The organism is Variovorax sp. OV700 (assembly GCF_900099805.1).
In the GTDB taxonomy this organism is placed as follows: domain Bacteria; phylum Pseudomonadota; class Gammaproteobacteria; order Burkholderiales; family Burkholderiaceae_C; genus Variovorax.
Window position 1 is genome coordinate 18,671 of record NZ_FNDR01000002.1, and the last position, 16,027, is coordinate 34,697.

15 protein-coding genes are annotated in these 16,027 nt (G+C 66.1%); 5 read left to right on the plus strand and 10 right to left on the minus strand.

The window, feature by feature from the left end; translation table 11 throughout:
* Positions 1-28 precede the first annotated feature (28 nt).
* On the minus strand, positions 29-817 hold the full coding sequence (locus BLR24_RS03670; RefSeq protein WP_093012895.1) for an IclR family transcriptional regulator: 789 nt from the start codon (positions 815-817) through the stop codon (positions 29-31).
* 130 nt (positions 818-947) lie between these two features.
* On the opposite strand from BLR24_RS03670, the gene BLR24_RS03675 reads away from it, so the two are divergent.
* The 3 genes from BLR24_RS03675 (at position 948) to BLR24_RS03685 (ending at position 3,666) form a co-directional block, all read left to right on the plus strand.
* The gene (locus tag BLR24_RS03675; RefSeq protein WP_093012898.1) at positions 948-1,934 is read left to right on the plus strand and encodes a Bug family tripartite tricarboxylate transporter substrate binding protein; all 987 of its coding nucleotides are present in this window, start codon (positions 948-950) and stop codon (positions 1,932-1,934) included.
* A 74-nt stretch (positions 1,935-2,008) separates the two neighbouring features.
* On the plus strand, positions 2,009-2,698 hold the full coding sequence (locus tag BLR24_RS03680; protein ID WP_093012901.1) for an RraA family protein: 690 nt from the start codon (positions 2,009-2,011) through the stop codon (positions 2,696-2,698).
* Positions 2,695-3,666, plus strand: coding sequence for an NAD(P)-dependent oxidoreductase (locus BLR24_RS03685; RefSeq protein WP_093012904.1), 972 nt, complete (start codon positions 2,695-2,697; stop codon positions 3,664-3,666). Before BLR24_RS03680 ends, BLR24_RS03685 begins: the two co-directional genes overlap by 4 nt.
* 133 nt (positions 3,667-3,799) lie before the next feature.
* Here BLR24_RS03685 and BLR24_RS03690 read toward each other — a convergent pair whose 3' ends face one another.
* From BLR24_RS03690 to BLR24_RS03705, 4 genes are all read right to left on the minus strand, one after another.
* On the minus strand, positions 3,800-4,597 hold the full coding sequence (locus BLR24_RS03690) for a DnaJ C-terminal domain-containing protein (RefSeq protein WP_254787152.1): 798 nt from the start codon (positions 4,595-4,597) through the stop codon (positions 3,800-3,802).
* 226 nt (positions 4,598-4,823) lie between these two features.
* Complete coding sequence (locus BLR24_RS03695) at positions 4,824-5,351, minus strand: 2'-5' RNA ligase family protein (protein WP_093012910.1); 528 nt, start codon at positions 5,349-5,351, stop codon at positions 4,824-4,826.
* A gap of 215 nt (positions 5,352-5,566) precedes the next feature.
* Complete coding sequence (locus BLR24_RS03700) at positions 5,567-6,445, minus strand: SDR family oxidoreductase (protein WP_093012913.1); 879 nt, start codon at positions 6,443-6,445, stop codon at positions 5,567-5,569.
* Positions 6,446-6,512: 67 nt separating this feature from the next.
* Positions 6,513-7,472: an NADP-dependent oxidoreductase gene (locus tag BLR24_RS03705; RefSeq protein WP_093012916.1), complete on the minus strand. Its 960-nt coding sequence runs from the start codon at positions 7,470-7,472 to the stop codon at positions 6,513-6,515.
* A gap of 104 nt (positions 7,473-7,576) precedes the next feature.
* On the opposite strand from BLR24_RS03705, the gene BLR24_RS03710 reads away from it, so the two are divergent.
* A complete protein-coding gene (locus tag BLR24_RS03710) occupies positions 7,577-8,452 on the plus strand; it encodes a LysR family transcriptional regulator (protein WP_093012919.1) in 876 nt (291 codons plus the stop codon).
* A 54-nt stretch (positions 8,453-8,506) separates the two neighbouring features.
* Here BLR24_RS03710 and BLR24_RS03715 read toward each other — a convergent pair whose 3' ends face one another.
* The 5 genes from BLR24_RS03715 to BLR24_RS03735 form a co-directional block, all read right to left on the minus strand.
* On the minus strand, positions 8,507-8,944 hold the full coding sequence (locus BLR24_RS03715; protein ID WP_093012923.1) for a CBS domain-containing protein: 438 nt from the start codon (positions 8,942-8,944) through the stop codon (positions 8,507-8,509).
* Positions 8,945-8,993: 49 nt separating this feature from the next.
* On the minus strand, positions 8,994-10,049 hold the full coding sequence (locus tag BLR24_RS03720) for a 2-oxoacid:ferredoxin oxidoreductase subunit beta (RefSeq protein WP_093012926.1): 1,056 nt from the start codon (positions 10,047-10,049) through the stop codon (positions 8,994-8,996).
* On the minus strand, positions 10,046-11,905 hold the full coding sequence (locus tag BLR24_RS03725; protein ID WP_093012929.1) for a 2-oxoacid:acceptor oxidoreductase subunit alpha: 1,860 nt from the start codon (positions 11,903-11,905) through the stop codon (positions 10,046-10,048). The genes BLR24_RS03720 and BLR24_RS03725 overlap by 4 nt, the downstream gene beginning before the upstream one ends.
* A 44-nt stretch (positions 11,906-11,949) precedes the next feature.
* A complete protein-coding gene (locus tag BLR24_RS03730; RefSeq protein ID WP_093012932.1) occupies positions 11,950-13,749 on the minus strand; it encodes an FAD-dependent oxidoreductase in 1,800 nt (599 codons plus the stop codon).
* 115 nt (positions 13,750-13,864) lie between these two features.
* Positions 13,865-14,533 (minus strand): TetR/AcrR family transcriptional regulator, encoded by a 669-nt coding sequence (locus tag BLR24_RS03735; RefSeq protein WP_093012935.1) that lies wholly within the window; start codon positions 14,531-14,533, stop codon positions 13,865-13,867.
* A 235-nt stretch (positions 14,534-14,768) separates the two neighbouring features.
* On the opposite strand from BLR24_RS03735, the gene BLR24_RS03740 reads away from it, so the two are divergent.
* Positions 14,769-15,983 (plus strand): aromatic ring-hydroxylating oxygenase subunit alpha, encoded by a 1,215-nt coding sequence (locus BLR24_RS03740; RefSeq protein ID WP_093012938.1) that lies wholly within the window; start codon positions 14,769-14,771, stop codon positions 15,981-15,983.
* Positions 15,984-16,027: the final 44 nt, after the last annotated feature.

The following is a 16,027-nucleotide window of genomic DNA, read 5'->3' on the forward strand; positions in this document are numbered from 1 at the left end:
GGGGTTTCTCCGCCGGATCTCGCCAAGACTAAGGGTGCCACGTGGACACGACCGCCGGGGTCTCCGCCGTTGGACGTCCGGCAAGCGCATAGGACAGCTCGTTTGCGGCCTTCATGATCGTCTTGGCGTGGCCGAGCAACTTTGCCTTGGGCAACCGGTCCGCGGGACCCGAGATGCACACGGAACCCAACAGCACCCAACGCAAGCCGAAGACAGGGGCCGACACGGTCGCGACGTTCTTCTCGCGCTCGCCGATGGAGAAGTGGTAGCCCTTCTTGCGAATGTCCTCGTACAGCTTGCCGGGCTCGCCCGAGAACGCGAGGATGACCCGCCCGGGGGAGCCCTTGTCCAATGGCAGCATTGCACCCATGCGCGCGTGGTGGCGAATGGGTTGCGGCCCTTCGACGCGGGCGAGACAGGTCCGGGCATTGCCCTCGCGCACATAGAACGCGGCACTTTCACCGGTCGCGTGCGACAGCGCCAGCAGCATCGGCTCGACCACGTTGTTTGCATCGAAGCTCGATTGATAGCGCGCACCCAGCCAACCCGCAGCGGGCCCCAGTCTCCATTCGCCGTCGTCGCGCTGCACCACGTAGCCGGCAAGCGCAAGCGTGCGCAGCAGCCGCAGCGCGGTGGTCTTGTGCATCTGGCTTCGGCGCGTCAGTTCGGCCAGCGAGAGCCGCTCATCGCGCATGCCGAACGCATCGAGCAGGTGAAGGGCGCGGGTAACGGCAGTGACGCCGCCGTTCACGTCCCTGTCGACCTCTCGCGGCTGCTCGACGATCTCGGCTGAACGCTTGGCTTTAGCTGCAGGCATGCTGTTTCACAGAGTGGACCATGGTCCGTTTGGTGGACCACCATTGTACGGAACGGAACGCAAATCTAAAGTCGCGACATTCCTGAGAGCACCGCTCCGCAGGCCCATCGAACGATACGGAGACAAACCAATGCATCCCACGAACTACGCATCCATTCCTCGCCGCGCCGTGCTCGGCCTTGCCCTCGTCATGGCCGCCGGCACTGCGTTGGCACAGAGCTATCCGATGCGCCCCATCCGCCTCGTCGTGCCGTTCCCGCCGGGCGGCGGCACGGACATCATTGCCCGCGAAGTGGCAAACAAGGTCGCGACCTCGGAGGGCTGGACCATCGTCATCGACAACAAGCCCGGCTCTGGCGGCAACATCGGGGTCGACGCGGCGGCCAAGGCCAATCCCGACGGCTACACGCTGGTGCTGGGGCAGACCAGCAACCTCGCGATCAATCCGTCGCTTTACGCCAAGCTGCCCTACGATCCGGTGAAGGATCTGGCTCCGGTCGGCCTCGTCGCCTCTGCACCGCTGGTCGTGGTGGTGTCGGGCACATCGCCCTACAAGACGCTCGCGGACGTGGTGGCTGCCGCCAAGGCCAAGCCCACCGCCCTCAATTACGCGAGCTCGGGCAACGGCACGGTCGCCCACCTTGCGACAGAGCAGTTTCAGAAGGCCGCCGGGGTGCAGTTCACCCACGTGCCCTACAAGGGGGCCTCGCAGGGCCTGACCGATCTCGTGGGCGGGCAGATCCAGATGTATGTCTCGTCGGTGCCGACGTTGATCGCCCAGATCAAGAGCGGCCAACTGCGCGCGCTGGCAGTGACCTCGCTGCAGCGCAATCGCGACCTGCCCGATGTGCCGACCATGGCCGAGTCGGGCTACAAGGATTTCGAGGCCGTCACCTGGTTCGGAGTCGCCGGCCCAGCGGCGATGCCCAAGGACGCCATCGTCAAGCTCAACGCAGCCTTCAACAAGGCACTGGCAACCGCCGATGTGCAAAAGAAGCTCGCCGCACAGGGGGCGGAGGTGATGACCGGACCGCCCGAGAAATTCGCCTCGCTGATCCGCACCGACGGCGTGCGCTGGGGCGCCATCGTCAAGGCCTCGGGCGTCAGGCTGGACTGAACGCGCATGAAAAGGACGTCGGTATCAAGCCCGGAATGAACCGCCCCTCCATCCCTGATTTCTGAAAGCACTCCATGTCATCGCCCCTTCCCGACATCATCCGCAACTTCGAACGCGTGCCTGCGCACGTCGTGGCCCAGGCGGCCGAATTCCAACCCGCGATCCTTGCGGACGTGGCCGGGCGCCGCGGCGCCGTGCATGGCCGCATCAAGGCACTGCGTCCCCGCATGAAGCTCGCCGGCAGCGCGATCACGGTGGAAGTGCGGCCCGGCGACAACCTGATGATCCATGCCGCCATTGCCATGGCGAAGCCCGGCGACGTGCTCGTCATCGACGGCAAGGGCGACCAGGGCTCGGCGCTCATGGGCACGATCATGATGACCGCCTGCAAGCAGCTCGGCATTGCCGGCGTCGTGATGGACGGAGCGTGCCGCGACAGCCTGGAGATCGACGAAATGGATTTCCCGGTCTTCTCGGTCGGCACCAACCCGAACGGCCCGACCAAGAACATCGGCGGCCGCATCGGCCATCCGGTGTCGATCGGCGGCGTGACCGTGAACCCGGGCGACTTCGTCATCGGCGACTGCGACGGCGTGGTCGTGGTGGAGCGCGAGAAGATCGAGTCGCTGCTGCCGCTGGCCGCGAAGAAGGTCGAGGACGAAGCCGCGCGCATCGCTGCCATCAAGAAGGGCGACACGGCCGCCAAATGGCTCGTCTCGGCGCTGCGCACGGCCGGCGTGCTGAAGGAAGGCGAAACGCTGTGACCGCCATCCTCGTCACAGGCGCCGACCTGGCGCCGCAAGCCCTCGCACTGCTCGAGGGCCATGACGTGGTCTATGCGGGCAAGACGCCGACCGAGGAAGACCTCGTCACCCTGTGCCGCAAGCACGATCCGGTGGCCATCATCGTGCGCTACGGCAAGGTGGGTGCGGCCGTCATGGACGCGGCCCAGTCTCTGAAAGTGATCTCGAAGCACGGCAGCGGCACCGACACCATCGACAAGGCGGCCGCGAGCGCGCGCGGCATCGAGGTTGTCGCGGCCGTCGGCGCCAACGCCGCGGCCGTCGCCGAGCAGGCGCTCGCCTTGCTGCTTGCCTGCGCCAAGTCGGTGGTGGCGCTGGACGCGCGCATGCACGCCGGCCACTGGGACAAGGCCACGCACAAGAGCCTCGAACTCGGCGGCCGCACCATCGGCCTGGTCGGACTGGGCGCGATTGGGCTGCGCTTCGCGCGCATGGCAGATGCGCTGGGCATGCGCGTGCTGGGATTCGACCCGTTCGCCAAGGACCTGCCGGCCCATGTCGAAACGGTGGACCTCGCCACGCTCTGGCGCGAATCCGACGCCATCTCGCTGCACTGCCCGCTTACCGAGGACAACCGGGACCTGCTCGACGCGCAGACTCTGGCGCAATGCAAGCGCGGAGTGATCGTCGTCAACACGGCGCGCGGCGGCCTGATCGACGAGCATGCACTGCTCGCAGCCGTGCGCTCGGGCCAGGTCGCCATGGCCGGACTCGACAGCTTCGCGGTCGAACCGATGGCACCTGGTCACCCCTTCCAGGGCGAAAAGCGCATCGTGCTGAGCCCGCACATCGGCGGCGTGACCGGCGATGCCTATGTGAACATGGGCGTGAGCGCCGCGAAGAACTTGCTGCAGGTGCTGGCGCGCCAGGCAGCGACCGTGATTGTTGTCAACAAGCCGGGCGCCAGCGGCAACCTCATTCCGGTTTGATATTGAGCTTGTCGAGAACGCCCTGCCAGGTCTTGCGGTCCTCGTCCTTCAAACATCGCTCGCGGTGAGTAAGAACCGCCTGACCGCTCATGGCCCGGAGACCGCGATCCTTTGCAGGCTCAGCCACCACCGTCTACAGGCTTCGTTCCCAGGCGCGTAGATCCCGATTCCATGTGCGAAGGCGCTCGTCCAATGCTTCTCCGCCGGCGCCCGAACTGGTGGCCAAGAGCTGGTCGAGCAGGATCTGCTGATCGGCGCTGAGCTGCTCTGGAAATATCGGCGCCAGCGTGACCAGCTGGTCTCCACGCGTGCCGCGGCGCTGCACCGGGAAGCCCTGGCCCTTCAAGCGGTAAGACAGCCGGTCGCGGCTCAGCTGCAGCGCTTGAAAGCCGGTGACGGTCGGCACCTTGACTTCCCGATTGGCGATCCATGCGAATCCATCGACCGGCATCTCGCATCGAATGGTGCCGTCGTCGTCGAGCTTGAAGAACGCGTGCTCCGACACCTCGACGCGAATCTCGATGTCAGCGGGAGGGCCTCCGGCGCGAACGCGCTGTCCGTCGACATGGAGCAGATCGCCGTCGCGCACTCCGTGCGGAATGCGCACGTTCATCTTGTAGCCGCGCGGCGCCATCTTGCCGACCCCGCGGCACGCTACGCATGGCTGCCTCGCGATGCCGCCGCCCAAGCAAGCCTCGCACTCGGTCACACCGGCGGGCCAACCGAAAAAGGAGCGCTTCGGGATCGCACCAGACCCCCCGCACCGAGCGCAATTTCCGCCCAGCACCTGGTGCCCGGCGCCCGCGCAGGTGGCGCAGATGTCGGTGACCTTGCCTCGCAGCACCTTGATGCAACCGACTGCCGCCTTCACCTCGCGCTCGGTCGCGTCAGGTGCCAATCCCAGTTCGGCGAAAGCGTTTTCGGTATCCAAATCAATAGACCTTGTCCAGGGAAGCCGTCCACGATGGAACATGGAGGCGGCGGCCTGTCAGGGTGAATGCTATCCGAGGGAGCGGCACGCAAGCCGGCAAGGGGACGTTTGAGTCAGAAGGCATGCATTCGTGGGTCTTTGAGAGATTCAACTTCGCGCTGTACGATCGTGCCGACGGTTCGCTGTTGGCCGCATTCTGTTCTTTCGCCTCGGCCGAAAGGAACGGCTATGTATCGGCCGACACCAGGTGGAAGACATGCAACTCTTCCCAACGGCCTGTCGAGTTTTCAATCAGAACGACCGAGGCGCAATCTGCCTTGATGGCGCCAGATGCATCTAACCGCCGCTGCAACTCTGCAACGACTGCATCGGCCTCGGATGGGTCCCCATGGGCAACAGTAAGGTGCGGAACTACTCCTTGGTGCTCACCTCCGTACGGCTGGAAATCTGAAAAGACATCCACGAGTGCCTTGGTCATGGCGATGAACGGCTCGGGAGGTTCCGGCGCGAGATACGCGGTGGCAGGGAAGCGTGCCACCCTGCCCAGCGAAAAGGAGAAAGCGGCGACCCGATTCAACGCGTGTTGCGCTCGGTCCAGTACGGCGGGCGTGATGTGCTGAGGGTCCATGAACGGCACCAGCACAGTGATGTGCGCTGGCACCCCCAGCTTCGCCGTCGCGTCGAAGCGCTCGCGTAAGTCGCCGACGAACGGCTCGGCCGAGGGCACTTGGACAGCAAACGCGGATATCGCCATGGGCCCGATGATATTCAACAGACGCTGCGCCGGAAGGTCCGCTTCTGTAGTCAGGTAGGCGAAGGGATTGCTGGAAGCGAACTCGAGCGTTCACCGCGCTTAGGGCCTTGAGCAAGCCGCCTTCCGTCTACAGATCGCCAACGAGAACTTGCCCCGTGCAAGAACCGGCATTGCTTGGGACTGCGGTCCCGGCTGAGGTACGCGATGCGCGCCGCCTACGATGCGGCCGGTGTGGCAGTGGCCTCCTTGACGAAGTCAGCGTACTTGCGCAGTGGACGGCCGAGGAGGGCTTGCAGGCGATCCGCTGCGCCGTCCGCACCGTGCATGCCGAACTTCTGAATCCCGGCCATCATCAGGCGCATGTCGTAGGCCAGCCAGGACGGCCCGAACGCGGCCATCTGCACTTCGAAGGCCGCCACGTCGTCCCCGCCGTAAGCCACTTCGCGGCAGAGCGCGGCACTCCAGATCTTGGCCACCGACGCTCCAGTCAACAGTTCGGGCCCGACCAGCTCCAGCGTCACGCGCGGTGACGGCGCGAGCGCTCGGTCGCGGCGCAGCAGTTCGGCGACGGCGGCGTCCGCGATGTCTCGCGCATCGATCATCGCGACGCCGGTGGAGCCGATCGGCATCGGGTACACGCCGTAACCCTGGATCACCTGCTGGACCATGCGCTCGTTCTGCATGAAGTAGGCCGGGCGAAGGATGGTCGCCGGAATGCCCTGGCTCTCGATCATCCGCTCGACCGTGTGCTTGCCGGTGAAGTGCGGCACGTCGGTGAACTTGTCTGCGTGAATGACCGAGAGGTAGACGACGCGCTCGATGCCAGCCTCGCGCGCCAGGTTCAGCGCGACCAGGGCTTGCGTCACTTCGTCGGGCGTGACGGCGTTCAGCAGAAACAGCGTGCGCACCGACGACAGTGCCGCGCGCATCGAAGGCACGTCGGTCAGGTCGCCGACGACCTCCTTGACGCCCGCCGGAAAGCTTTGTTTTCCGGGTGTGCGAACGAACGCGCTGACTTCGGCGCCGGCGCTGGCCAGGCCTTGGACGACGAGAGAACCGATGGTGCCGGTGGCACCTGTGACGAGAATGCTCATGAAAATCTCCAGAGGTTGAGGGAAAACGGGTTGAAGAGGGAACGAGGTAACGAGGTAACGACGTCGATCAGCGCGATAAATCCGCGACGACCTTGCCGATGCGAGGGTCGGTGCGATTGCGTTCGATGGCCGCGGGGATGTCGTCGAAGCCCACGACTTCGTCGAGCTTCGAGATCAGCGTGCCTTGGGCGATCTCTGCCGCCAGCCGTTCCAGGAGGTCGATGTCCGGCTTGTTCATGAACCACAGTCCACGCCGGCCGGGTGGCGTGCGTGCAAGGATGTCAGGCGAGGACGTGCCGACGATCGCGCCGTCCTTCGTCAGCACCTGCCACGAGCGATCGAGCACTTCGCCGCCAACGTAGTCGAGCACCAGGTCGATGTCCCGCGCGACCGACTCGAAGCGTTCGGTGCGGTAGTCGATGACGTGGTCCGCGCCCAGGCTGCGAACGTAGTCGAGGTGCGCGGTCGACGCGCTGGCGAAGACTTCGGCGCCGGCCCGCTTGGCGTACTGCACCGCATAGCCGCCCAGCCCTCCCGCTGCGCCGTGGATCAGGATTCGCTGGCCTGCGGCGAGCGGGCCCGCGTGATGCAAGCTTTGCCAGGCGGCCACGGCCGCCACCGGGATGGCGGCCGCATGTAGGTCGTCCAGGCCGTGCGGCGTGCGCACGAGCTTCGCCTCGTCGACCGCCACGAACTCGGCATAGGCACCCAGCCCTCCCAGCGGACCCATGACGCGATCACCCACCCGAAAGCGCGAGGCGCCCGGACCGAGCGCTTCGACGACACCCGCGAGTTCGATGCCCAGCACGGCGGGCAGTTGAAGCGGGAACGCCTCCCGCACGAAGCCTTCACGAACCTTCCAGTCGATGCCGTTCACGCCGGCGGCCCGGACGCGGACCAGGACCTGGCCGTGTCCGGCCGCGGGTGTCGCGATCTCGGCGAGCTCGGCGGCGGCCGCACCGCCATAGGCGCGGATCAGCACGGCGCGTTGAGCGGTGGTGGGAGCAGTGGTGGTGGCAGTGGTCATTTCAGTTTTCTCCGGTCGAAGTTGCGATGAGGAGAAGATAGGCCGTTGCATTGGCAAAACGAAGACTCGAAAATGAAGACACCTCGTCTCAAATCCGGAACACCATGGACCTCAACGCATTGACCGACTTCGCGCTCGTCGCCACCAATGGCGGCCTCGGAAAGGCAAGCCGCGCGAGCGGCAGATCGAAGGCCACTCTGTCCCGGCGCATCGCGGACCTGGAAGAGCAGCTCGGCGTGCGACTCATCGAGCGCAGCGCCCGCGGGCTCAAGCTGACGGAAGCCGGCCAGATGCTGATGGACCGCACCGAAGGGCCAATGCATGAGGTGGCTGACGCCATGACGTCCGCGCGCGAGGGCTTGTCGGTACCGCGCGGGCGCTTGCGTATCGCTTCGCCAGTGCTGTTCTCCCAGCTGGCGATGGGTCGCATCTGCGCCGAGTTCTGCGCGGCCTATCCCGAGGTCGCGTGCGAGGTGGTCGCGGACGATCGCCTGGTCGACCTCGTCGAGGAGCAGTTCGATGCCGCGATCCGGATCAGTCCAAGCCCGGACAGCAGCCTCGTGGGCCGGTGCTTCGCCAAGGACCGGCTGGTGGTTGTGGCGGCGCCCTCTGTGCCCGTGCCAACGCCCGGCAAGGTCAGCCCCGTTCCCGGCGTCGTTTCAACAAACTTTCAAGGCGGGAACTGGACGCTCGACGACGGACGCCTTGTCCTGGAGCCAATCCCGCGGCTGAGACTTTCTTCGTTCCTCATGATTCGCGACGCTGCGATCGCTGGCGCTGGCGCCGCCCTGATCCCACAGTCCATTGCGTGGAACCAACTGACGCGCGGAGAACTGGTTCAGTGGGGCACGGTGTCGGGCGTGGAGCCCGCGCTCTGGGTTCTGCATACCTCGCGGCGGCTTCCCGCGCCAAAGGTTCGGGCGTTCGTCGAATTCATGTGCGCGCAGTATCCGCAGGGCTCTCTCGTACTGAACGGCTAGAAGACGGTCGATCGCACTGGCATCGCGAACGGCCCATTGCCCACTGCGGTCGCCCTACCCCAGCGCGTCATTCACCTGCTCGCGAAATTCGGTCAGGCTCACGGCGGTGCCGAGCTCCCGCGGCAGCGCGTCGCGCACCGAGAACACGCCGAGGATCTTCGTGCCCGCCATCAAGGGCAGATGGCGGAAGCCCCGTTCGAGCATGAGCACCACGGCGTCGGACACCAGCGTTTCGGGCGGCACGCAGATCGGGTTGGGTGTCATGACTTCGCGCACCGAAGTGTGATCGGCGTCGAGCCCCCGGGCCAGCACGCGGGTCATCAGGTCGCGCTCGGTCAGGATGCCCAGCAGGATGTCGGGCAGCTCCATGATGAGCACGCTGCCGCAGTTCGCACGCGTCATCACGCAGGCGGCGTCGCGCGCACTGGCCTGGGGACCCAGGCTGACCACATGCTTGCGCGAGATGGATTGGAAAACGGTGCGCTCGGCCATGGTGCGACCTCCAGAAGAGAAGGATGGCAATGGTGCAGCGAGCCGCCGCTCAGCGCAAGGAGGCGTTGAGCCGTTCCAGGGCCTGGCCGCCCGGGCACAGCTCGGCAGGCCCCAGCGCATTGAGCGGCCGGTCGCAGGTGTTGAGCGCCGTGTGCAGGTCGGTCGCCAGCGGGTCGACGAAGAGCAGGCCGGTCACCACCTCGCCCATTTCCTGGTGCCTTTGCATGTAGGCCATGGCGGCGTAACGGTCGCCGGGGTCGTAGTCGGGATGCAGGCTGCGCAGGCGCAGCAGCGTGCCGTCGTGCTGGCGCACGTCCATCACTTCGCCCGGCTCGATGTCGACGGCGATCTCCTCTCGCCCACTGATGAAGTCGATGCGGCTCACCGCCTCGTTGTGCTCACGCACATAGTCGTAACTCTTGGTACTGCCGGGATGGTTGTTGAACGCAACGCAGGGGCTGATCACGTCGATGAAAGCGGCTCCGCCGTGGCTGATCGCCCCTTTGATGAGCGGCACCAATTGCGCCTTGTTACCCGAAAAGCCCCGACCCACGTAACTGGCACCCAGCTGCAGCGCCATGGCAACAAGGTCCACGGGGCTGTCGGTGTTGACGACACCCTTCTTGCTCTTCGAACCCTGGTCGGCAGTGGCGGAAAACTGGCCCTTGGTGAGGCCGTAGACCCCGTTGTTCTCCACGATGTAGGCCATGCGCACGCCGCGCCGCATGGCATGGGCGAACTGGCCCAGGCCGATGGAAGCCGAATCTCCGTCGCCCGAAACGCCCAGGTACAGCAGGTCGCGGTTGGCCAGGTTGGCGCCGGTCAGCACGCTGGGCATGCGGCCGTGCACGGTGTTGAAGCCGTGCGACGCACCCAGAAAATAGTCCGGCGTCTTCGAGCTGCAACCGATGCCCGAGAGCTTGGCCACGTGATGCGGTTCGATGTCCAGCTCCCAGCAGGCCTCGATGATGGCGGCGGAGATCGAGTCGTGTCCGCAGCCGGCGCACAGCGTGGAGATCTTGCCCTCGTAGTCGCGCCGCGTGTAGCCGACCTTGTTGGTGGCCAGCGTCGGGTGGTGCAGCCGGGGCTTGGCGAGGTAGGTCATGCAGGCTCCTTCGGATCGGTGGTGCCGGATGCCTGCGCCTGCAGGTGCGTGCCGATGGACCGGACGATGAAGCGCGCCGTGATGGGCGTGCCGTCGAAGTGCAGCACCCGGACCAGCCGTGCGGGATCGATGTCCAGCTCGTTGACCAGCAGGCTGCGCATCTGGGCGTCGCGGTTCTGCTCGACCACGAACACCTGCGCGTGCTGCGCCAGGAAACGAACCACGCTGTCCGGGAAGGGAAAGGCCCGCAGCCGCAGCGCATCGAGGTGGATGCCGCGTTCCTCCAGCGCCTGCAGCGCCTCGTGCATGGCCGGGCTGGTCGAACCGAAATAGATCACGCCCAGCTCGGTCTTTTGGGCGGCCGGGCGCAGCACCGGCTGCGGCACCAGCGTGGCCGCGGTCGCGAACTTCTTCAGCAGCCGCTCCATGTTGTAGATGTAGTCCGGCCCGCGCTCCGAATAGCGGGCATAGGCGTCGCGTGTGGTGCCGCGGGTGAAGTAGCTGCCCTTGGTCGGATGCGTGCCCGGCAGCGTGCGCCACGGGATGCCGTCGCCGTCCACGTCCTTGTAACGACCGAAGTCGCGGCCGGCCTCGAGCTCTTCGGCGCTCATGACCTTGCCGCGGTCGTAGGCCTTGCTGTCGTCCCAGGCAAAGGGCGCGCACAGGCGCTGGTTCATGCCGATGTCCAGGTCCGTCATCACGAACACCGGGGTCTGCAGGCGGTCGGCCAGGTCCAGCGCCGCCGCCGCATGCTCGAAGCACTCGTGCGGATCCTCGGGAAACAGCAGCACGTGCTTGGTGTCGCCGTGCGAGGCGTAGGCACAGGACAGGATGTCGGCCTGTTGCGTGCGCGTCGGCATGCCGGTGGAAGGCCCGCCGCGCTGCACGTTGATGAGCGTGACGGGGATCTCGGCAAAGTAGGCCAGGCCGATGAACTCGGCCATCAGCGAAACGCCCGGCCCCGAGGTCGTGGTGAAGGCCCGCGCACCGTTCCAGCCCGCGCCGACCACCATGCCGATCGAGGCGAGTTCGTCTTCCGCCTGCACGATGGCGAATCGTTGTTGGCCGGTGGCTGGGTCGACGCGGAATTTGGTGCAGTACTTCTGGAAGGCCTCGGCCACCGAGGACGACGGCGTGATCGGATACCAGGCCGCGACCGTGGCGCCGCCATACACGCAGCCCAATGCCGCGGCGCTGTTGCCGTCCACGAAGATCCGGTCGCCCACCCGGTCGGCGCGCCGCACCTGCAGCCCCAGCGGTTCGCGCAGGTTTTCCCTTGCGAAGTCGCAGCCCAGGTGCAGCGCCTGCACATTGGAGGCCAGCAGTTTTTCCTTGCCCTTGTACTGTTCGCCGAACAGCTCTTCGACCACTTTCGGCTCGATGCCGAGCAGGATGGCCAGGGCGCCCACGTAGACGATGTTCTTGAACAGCTGGCGCTGGCGCGGGTCCTGGTAGACGGCGTTGCAGATATCGGTGAGCGGCATGCCGATGACGCGGATGTCGCTGCGAAATTTCGACGGCGGCAGCGGCCGCGTGCTGTCGTAGAAGAGATAGCCGCCGGGCTCCAGCTCGGCCAGGTCGGCATCCCAGGTCTGCGGGTTCATCGCCACCATCATGTCGGTGCCGCCGCGCCGCCCCAGGTGGCCCGCTTCGGTCACGCGCACCTCGTACCAGGTCGGCAGGCCCTGGATGTTGCTGGGGAAGATGTTGCGCGGACTCACCGGCACGCCCATGCGCAGGATGGCTTTGGCGAACAGCTCGTTGGCCGAGGCCGAGCCTGAGCCGTTGACGTTGGCGAACTTGATGACGAAATCGTTGACCGCTTCGATCTGCGGGATGGGGTTCAAGCTCTCCATTTCCTTCGCCCCGTCCTTTGCCCTTTCAGGCGGCCGTACGGCGCTCATCGCGCCACCCCCTGCCCCGCGGGCGTCATCTTCAGCAAGAACTTCTGCATGTCCCACGCCCCCGTGGGACAGCGCTCGGCACACAGGCCGCAGTGCAGGCAGACGTCCTCGTCCTTGACCATCACGCGGCCCGTCTTGAGCCCGCCGGACACGTACAGGTCCTGCGCCAGGTTGAGCGCCGGCGCCTTGAGCCGGGTCCGCAGCTCGGCTTCCGCGCCGTTGGCGGTGAAGCTGATGCAGTCCATGGGGCAGATGTCCACGCAGGCATCGCACTCGATGCAGGTGGTCTCGTTGAACACGGTCTGCACATCGCAGTTCAGGCAGCGCTCGGCCTCCTTGAAGGCGGTGGCGGCGTCGAAGCCCAGTTCCACCTCCACCCGGATGCTGGCGAGCGCTGCCTCGGCCTTGGCCCACGGCACCTTGTAGCGCAGGTCGTTGGAGGTGTCGTTGTCGTAGCTCCACTCGTGGATGCCCATCTTCTGCGACACCAGGTTGGTCATGGGCGGCGGGCGAACGTAGACCGGCTCGGCGCGCAACAGCTTGTCGATCGACACCGCAGCCTCATGGCCGTGGGCCACGGCGGTGATGATGTTCTTGGGCCCGAAGGCCGCATCGCCGCCGAAGAACACGTTGGGCACCGTCGATTGAAAAGTGTTCTTGTCGAGCGCCGGCAGGCCCCATGTGTCGAAGCCAAGGCCGCAATCGCGCTCGATCCACGGGAAGGCGTTTTCCTGGCCCACCGCCACCAGCACCTCGTCGCATTCAAAGCAGGCGTCCGGCGCGCCGGTGGGCACCAGCGTGCGGCGGCCCTGGTCGTCGTACGCGGCCTGGACGATCTCGAAGCGCATGCCCACCAGCCTGCCCTCCTCGTGGACGAAGGCCTTGGGCACGTGGAAGTTGATGATCGGAATGCCTTCGTGCTGGGCGTCTTCCTTCTCCCAGGGCGAGGCCTTCATCTCCTCGAAGCCGCTGCGCACGATGACCTTCACGTCGGTGCCGCCCAGCCGGCGGGCCGATCGGCAGCAGTCCATCGCCGTGTTGCCGCCGCCCAGCACGATCACGCGCTGCCCGATGCTCGTGACGTGGCCGAACGAGACGGAGTTGAGCCAATCGATGCCGATGTGGATGCTGGCCGCCGCTTCCTGGCGGCCGGGAAGGTCCAGGTCGCGCCCGCGCGGCGCGCCGCAGCCGACGAAGATCGCATCCCACCCCTCGGCCATCAGCGCCTTCATCGAGTCGATGCGCTCGCCGCCGCGGAATTCGACGCCCAGGTCCAGGATGTAGCCCGTCTCCTCGTCGATCACCGATTCGGGCAGCCGAAAGCGCGGGATCTGCGTGCGGATGAAGCCGCCGGCCTTGGCATCGCCGTCGAACACCGTCACTTCGTAGCCCAGCGGCGCAAGGTCGCGCGCGACGGTAAGCGATGCCGGCCCCGCGCCGACACAGGCAACGCGCTTGCCGTTCTTCGGCGCGAGCTTGGGCATGCGCGCTCGCACGTCGTCCTTCATGTCGGCCGCCACTCGCTTGAGCCGGCAGATCGCCACCGGCTCCGGATCCTTCGCGTTGCTTTCCTCGACCCGCCCGCGCCGGCAGGCCGGCTCGCAAGGCCGGTCGCAGGTGCGCCCCAGGATGCCGGGAAAGACGTTGGAAACCCAGTTGATCATGTAGGCGTCGCTGTAGCGGCGCTGCGCGATCATGCGGATGTATTCGGGAACAGGGGTGTGCGCCGGACAGGCGTACTGGCAATCGACGACCTTGTGGAAATAGGCCGGATTCGCAATGTCGGTTCGCTGCAAGGCGTGCCTCCTGACAGTCGCCCGGAACCCCGAGAGGGGCCGACGAGCGGCGCTGCAGCGAGTATGCGCCGCCCCTGTGGCCGCAGGGCCTTGGTGAAATCCCGCAGCAGCGCAGTCATGCGGAGGCTGGCCAGCATGTCTCCATGTCACCGATACGACTCGCCTGCGCCTGTACGGACCGGATGTAGCCGGCCACCGCGCACTCTATGTCGGCCGCCAGTTCTCCCGCATCCGGGCAGGTCTCCTGCACCAGCAGCGCATGCCCGACGATGCCATCGACCATCGAGAACGCATTGAATGCGGCACGCAGCGGATCGGCCCCGACTGGCCAGTCGGAAGACGCGATGAAGGCATCGCGGAACAGGCCGACGAATTCGCGGTAGATCTCGCGGTAGCTGGCGGGCGAAGAGATGCGGCGTTCGAGATGAAGCAATGCGCGCCACTCGTTTTCCTGGCCGAGCAGGCCTCGCACATGCGCTTGCACCATGGCTCGCGCCGCCAGCTCGACCGTGCGCGGACTGGACACCTTGGAGGCCTCCGCCAGGATCGCGGCCTGCTTGCGCATCCAGCGGCGGATGGTGACCGCGGCAATCGACTCCTTGCCGGGAAAGTACAGATACAGGGTGCCCAGGCCGACACCCGCAACGCCTGCGATCTCGCGCATCGACATCTTCTCGTAGCCCCGCTCGACCAGCAGCATGACGAAGGCATCCTGGATCGCGCAACTGGTCATCCAGGCGCGCGACTGCATGGGCTTGCGGCGAGGTCTGACGATCGAATTCATGCGGGGGCGATGGCGAGCTCCAATGGAGGAAGGGGCTCATCTTCGGGGTTCACCGCGGCGGGTGCAAGGCGGCCCACGCGAGCCCGGAAAAGCTGAACACCCCTCGCGTCGGATGTGCCGGAGGGCTGGACTGCGCACCTGCCGGCATCCGCGAATGAAAGCTGAACATGTCCGGCACGCATTCAACCTAAGCTGAGGGCTGTTCCATGGCTCACCACGATGCGAAGCGATCCCGATGATCAATCCGAACACTGCTGCACCGATACCGGCGACGCTGGCCGACATGGTCCACCGCCTCGACCAGGCTCGGCTCACCCAATCGCGTGAGGAGGGGGAGCAGTCCGGAACCGTGCCGGTCAGCCACTACACGGACCCGCAGCATTGGCAGCAGGAGCAGGCGGCGCTGTTCGGCCAGTGGCCCATCGTTGCGGCCCACAGCTCGGAAATTCCGATCGGATCGGCCCTGCCCTTCGACGCTCTCGGCGTCCCCATCGTCCTGACCCGGGCGGCCGACGGCCGCGTGCGTGCTTTCCTCAACGTCTGCCGGCACCGCGGCATGGCGCTGATCGCCGGCTCCGACCCCGGCGCCGAGCCGGCCAAGGCCAAAGCCTGCAAGGCCCTGGTCTGTCCCTACCATGCCTGGACCTACGAACTCGATGGCCGACTGCGCCATCGCCTGCATGCCGAGACCTTCGACGGCATCGATCCCGCCACGCTGAACCTGGTCGAGCTGCCCTGCGACGAAGCCAGCGGGCTGGTCGTCGTCAAGTGCAGTCCCGGCGCGGCGTTTTCGGCCGAGGCCTTCCTCCAAGGGCTGGGCGCGCACATGGACTGGATGGGCCTGCCCCGAATGACCGTGTTCCGCAAGGTCGACCGGGTGTACCAGGCCAACTGGAAGCTGACGGTCGACGCCTTCCTGGAGGGCTATCACATCCGCGTGCTGCACCGCGACACGATCTATCCCTTCTTTGCCGACGCGTACACGGTCAACCTGCATGCCGGGCCGCACCAGGACTCGCTGGTGGCGCGGCGGGCCGCCTTCGAGGCCTTCGAGCCGCCGCAGGGCCGCGACGCACTGTGCAAGCTCGCCACGCCGACGCAGCTCGTGTTCCCGAACACTTTTCTCATCTGGCACCCCGACTACGTGAGCCTGATCGGCATGTTTTCGCCGGCGCCGGATCAGGTCCGCTGGGTGCACACGATGCTGATTCCACCGGATCGCACTGGCGACGATTGGACCCCTCACTGGGAGAAGACCTTCCAGCTCATCGAACAGACCGTTTTCCAGCAAGAGGACATTGCCACAGCGGTGGCGATCCAGCGCGGCCTTTCCAGCGGCGCCAACACGCATTTTCATCTCGGCCGGCTCGAGCACGAGGTGCTGCGCTTTCATCACAACATCGACGAGGCGCTCGGCGGAAGGCTGGGCCACGGTGGTCCGGAGGGGTGATCTGGCGGTATCTATCGGCTTGGCCGCGCATAGCAATTGCTCTA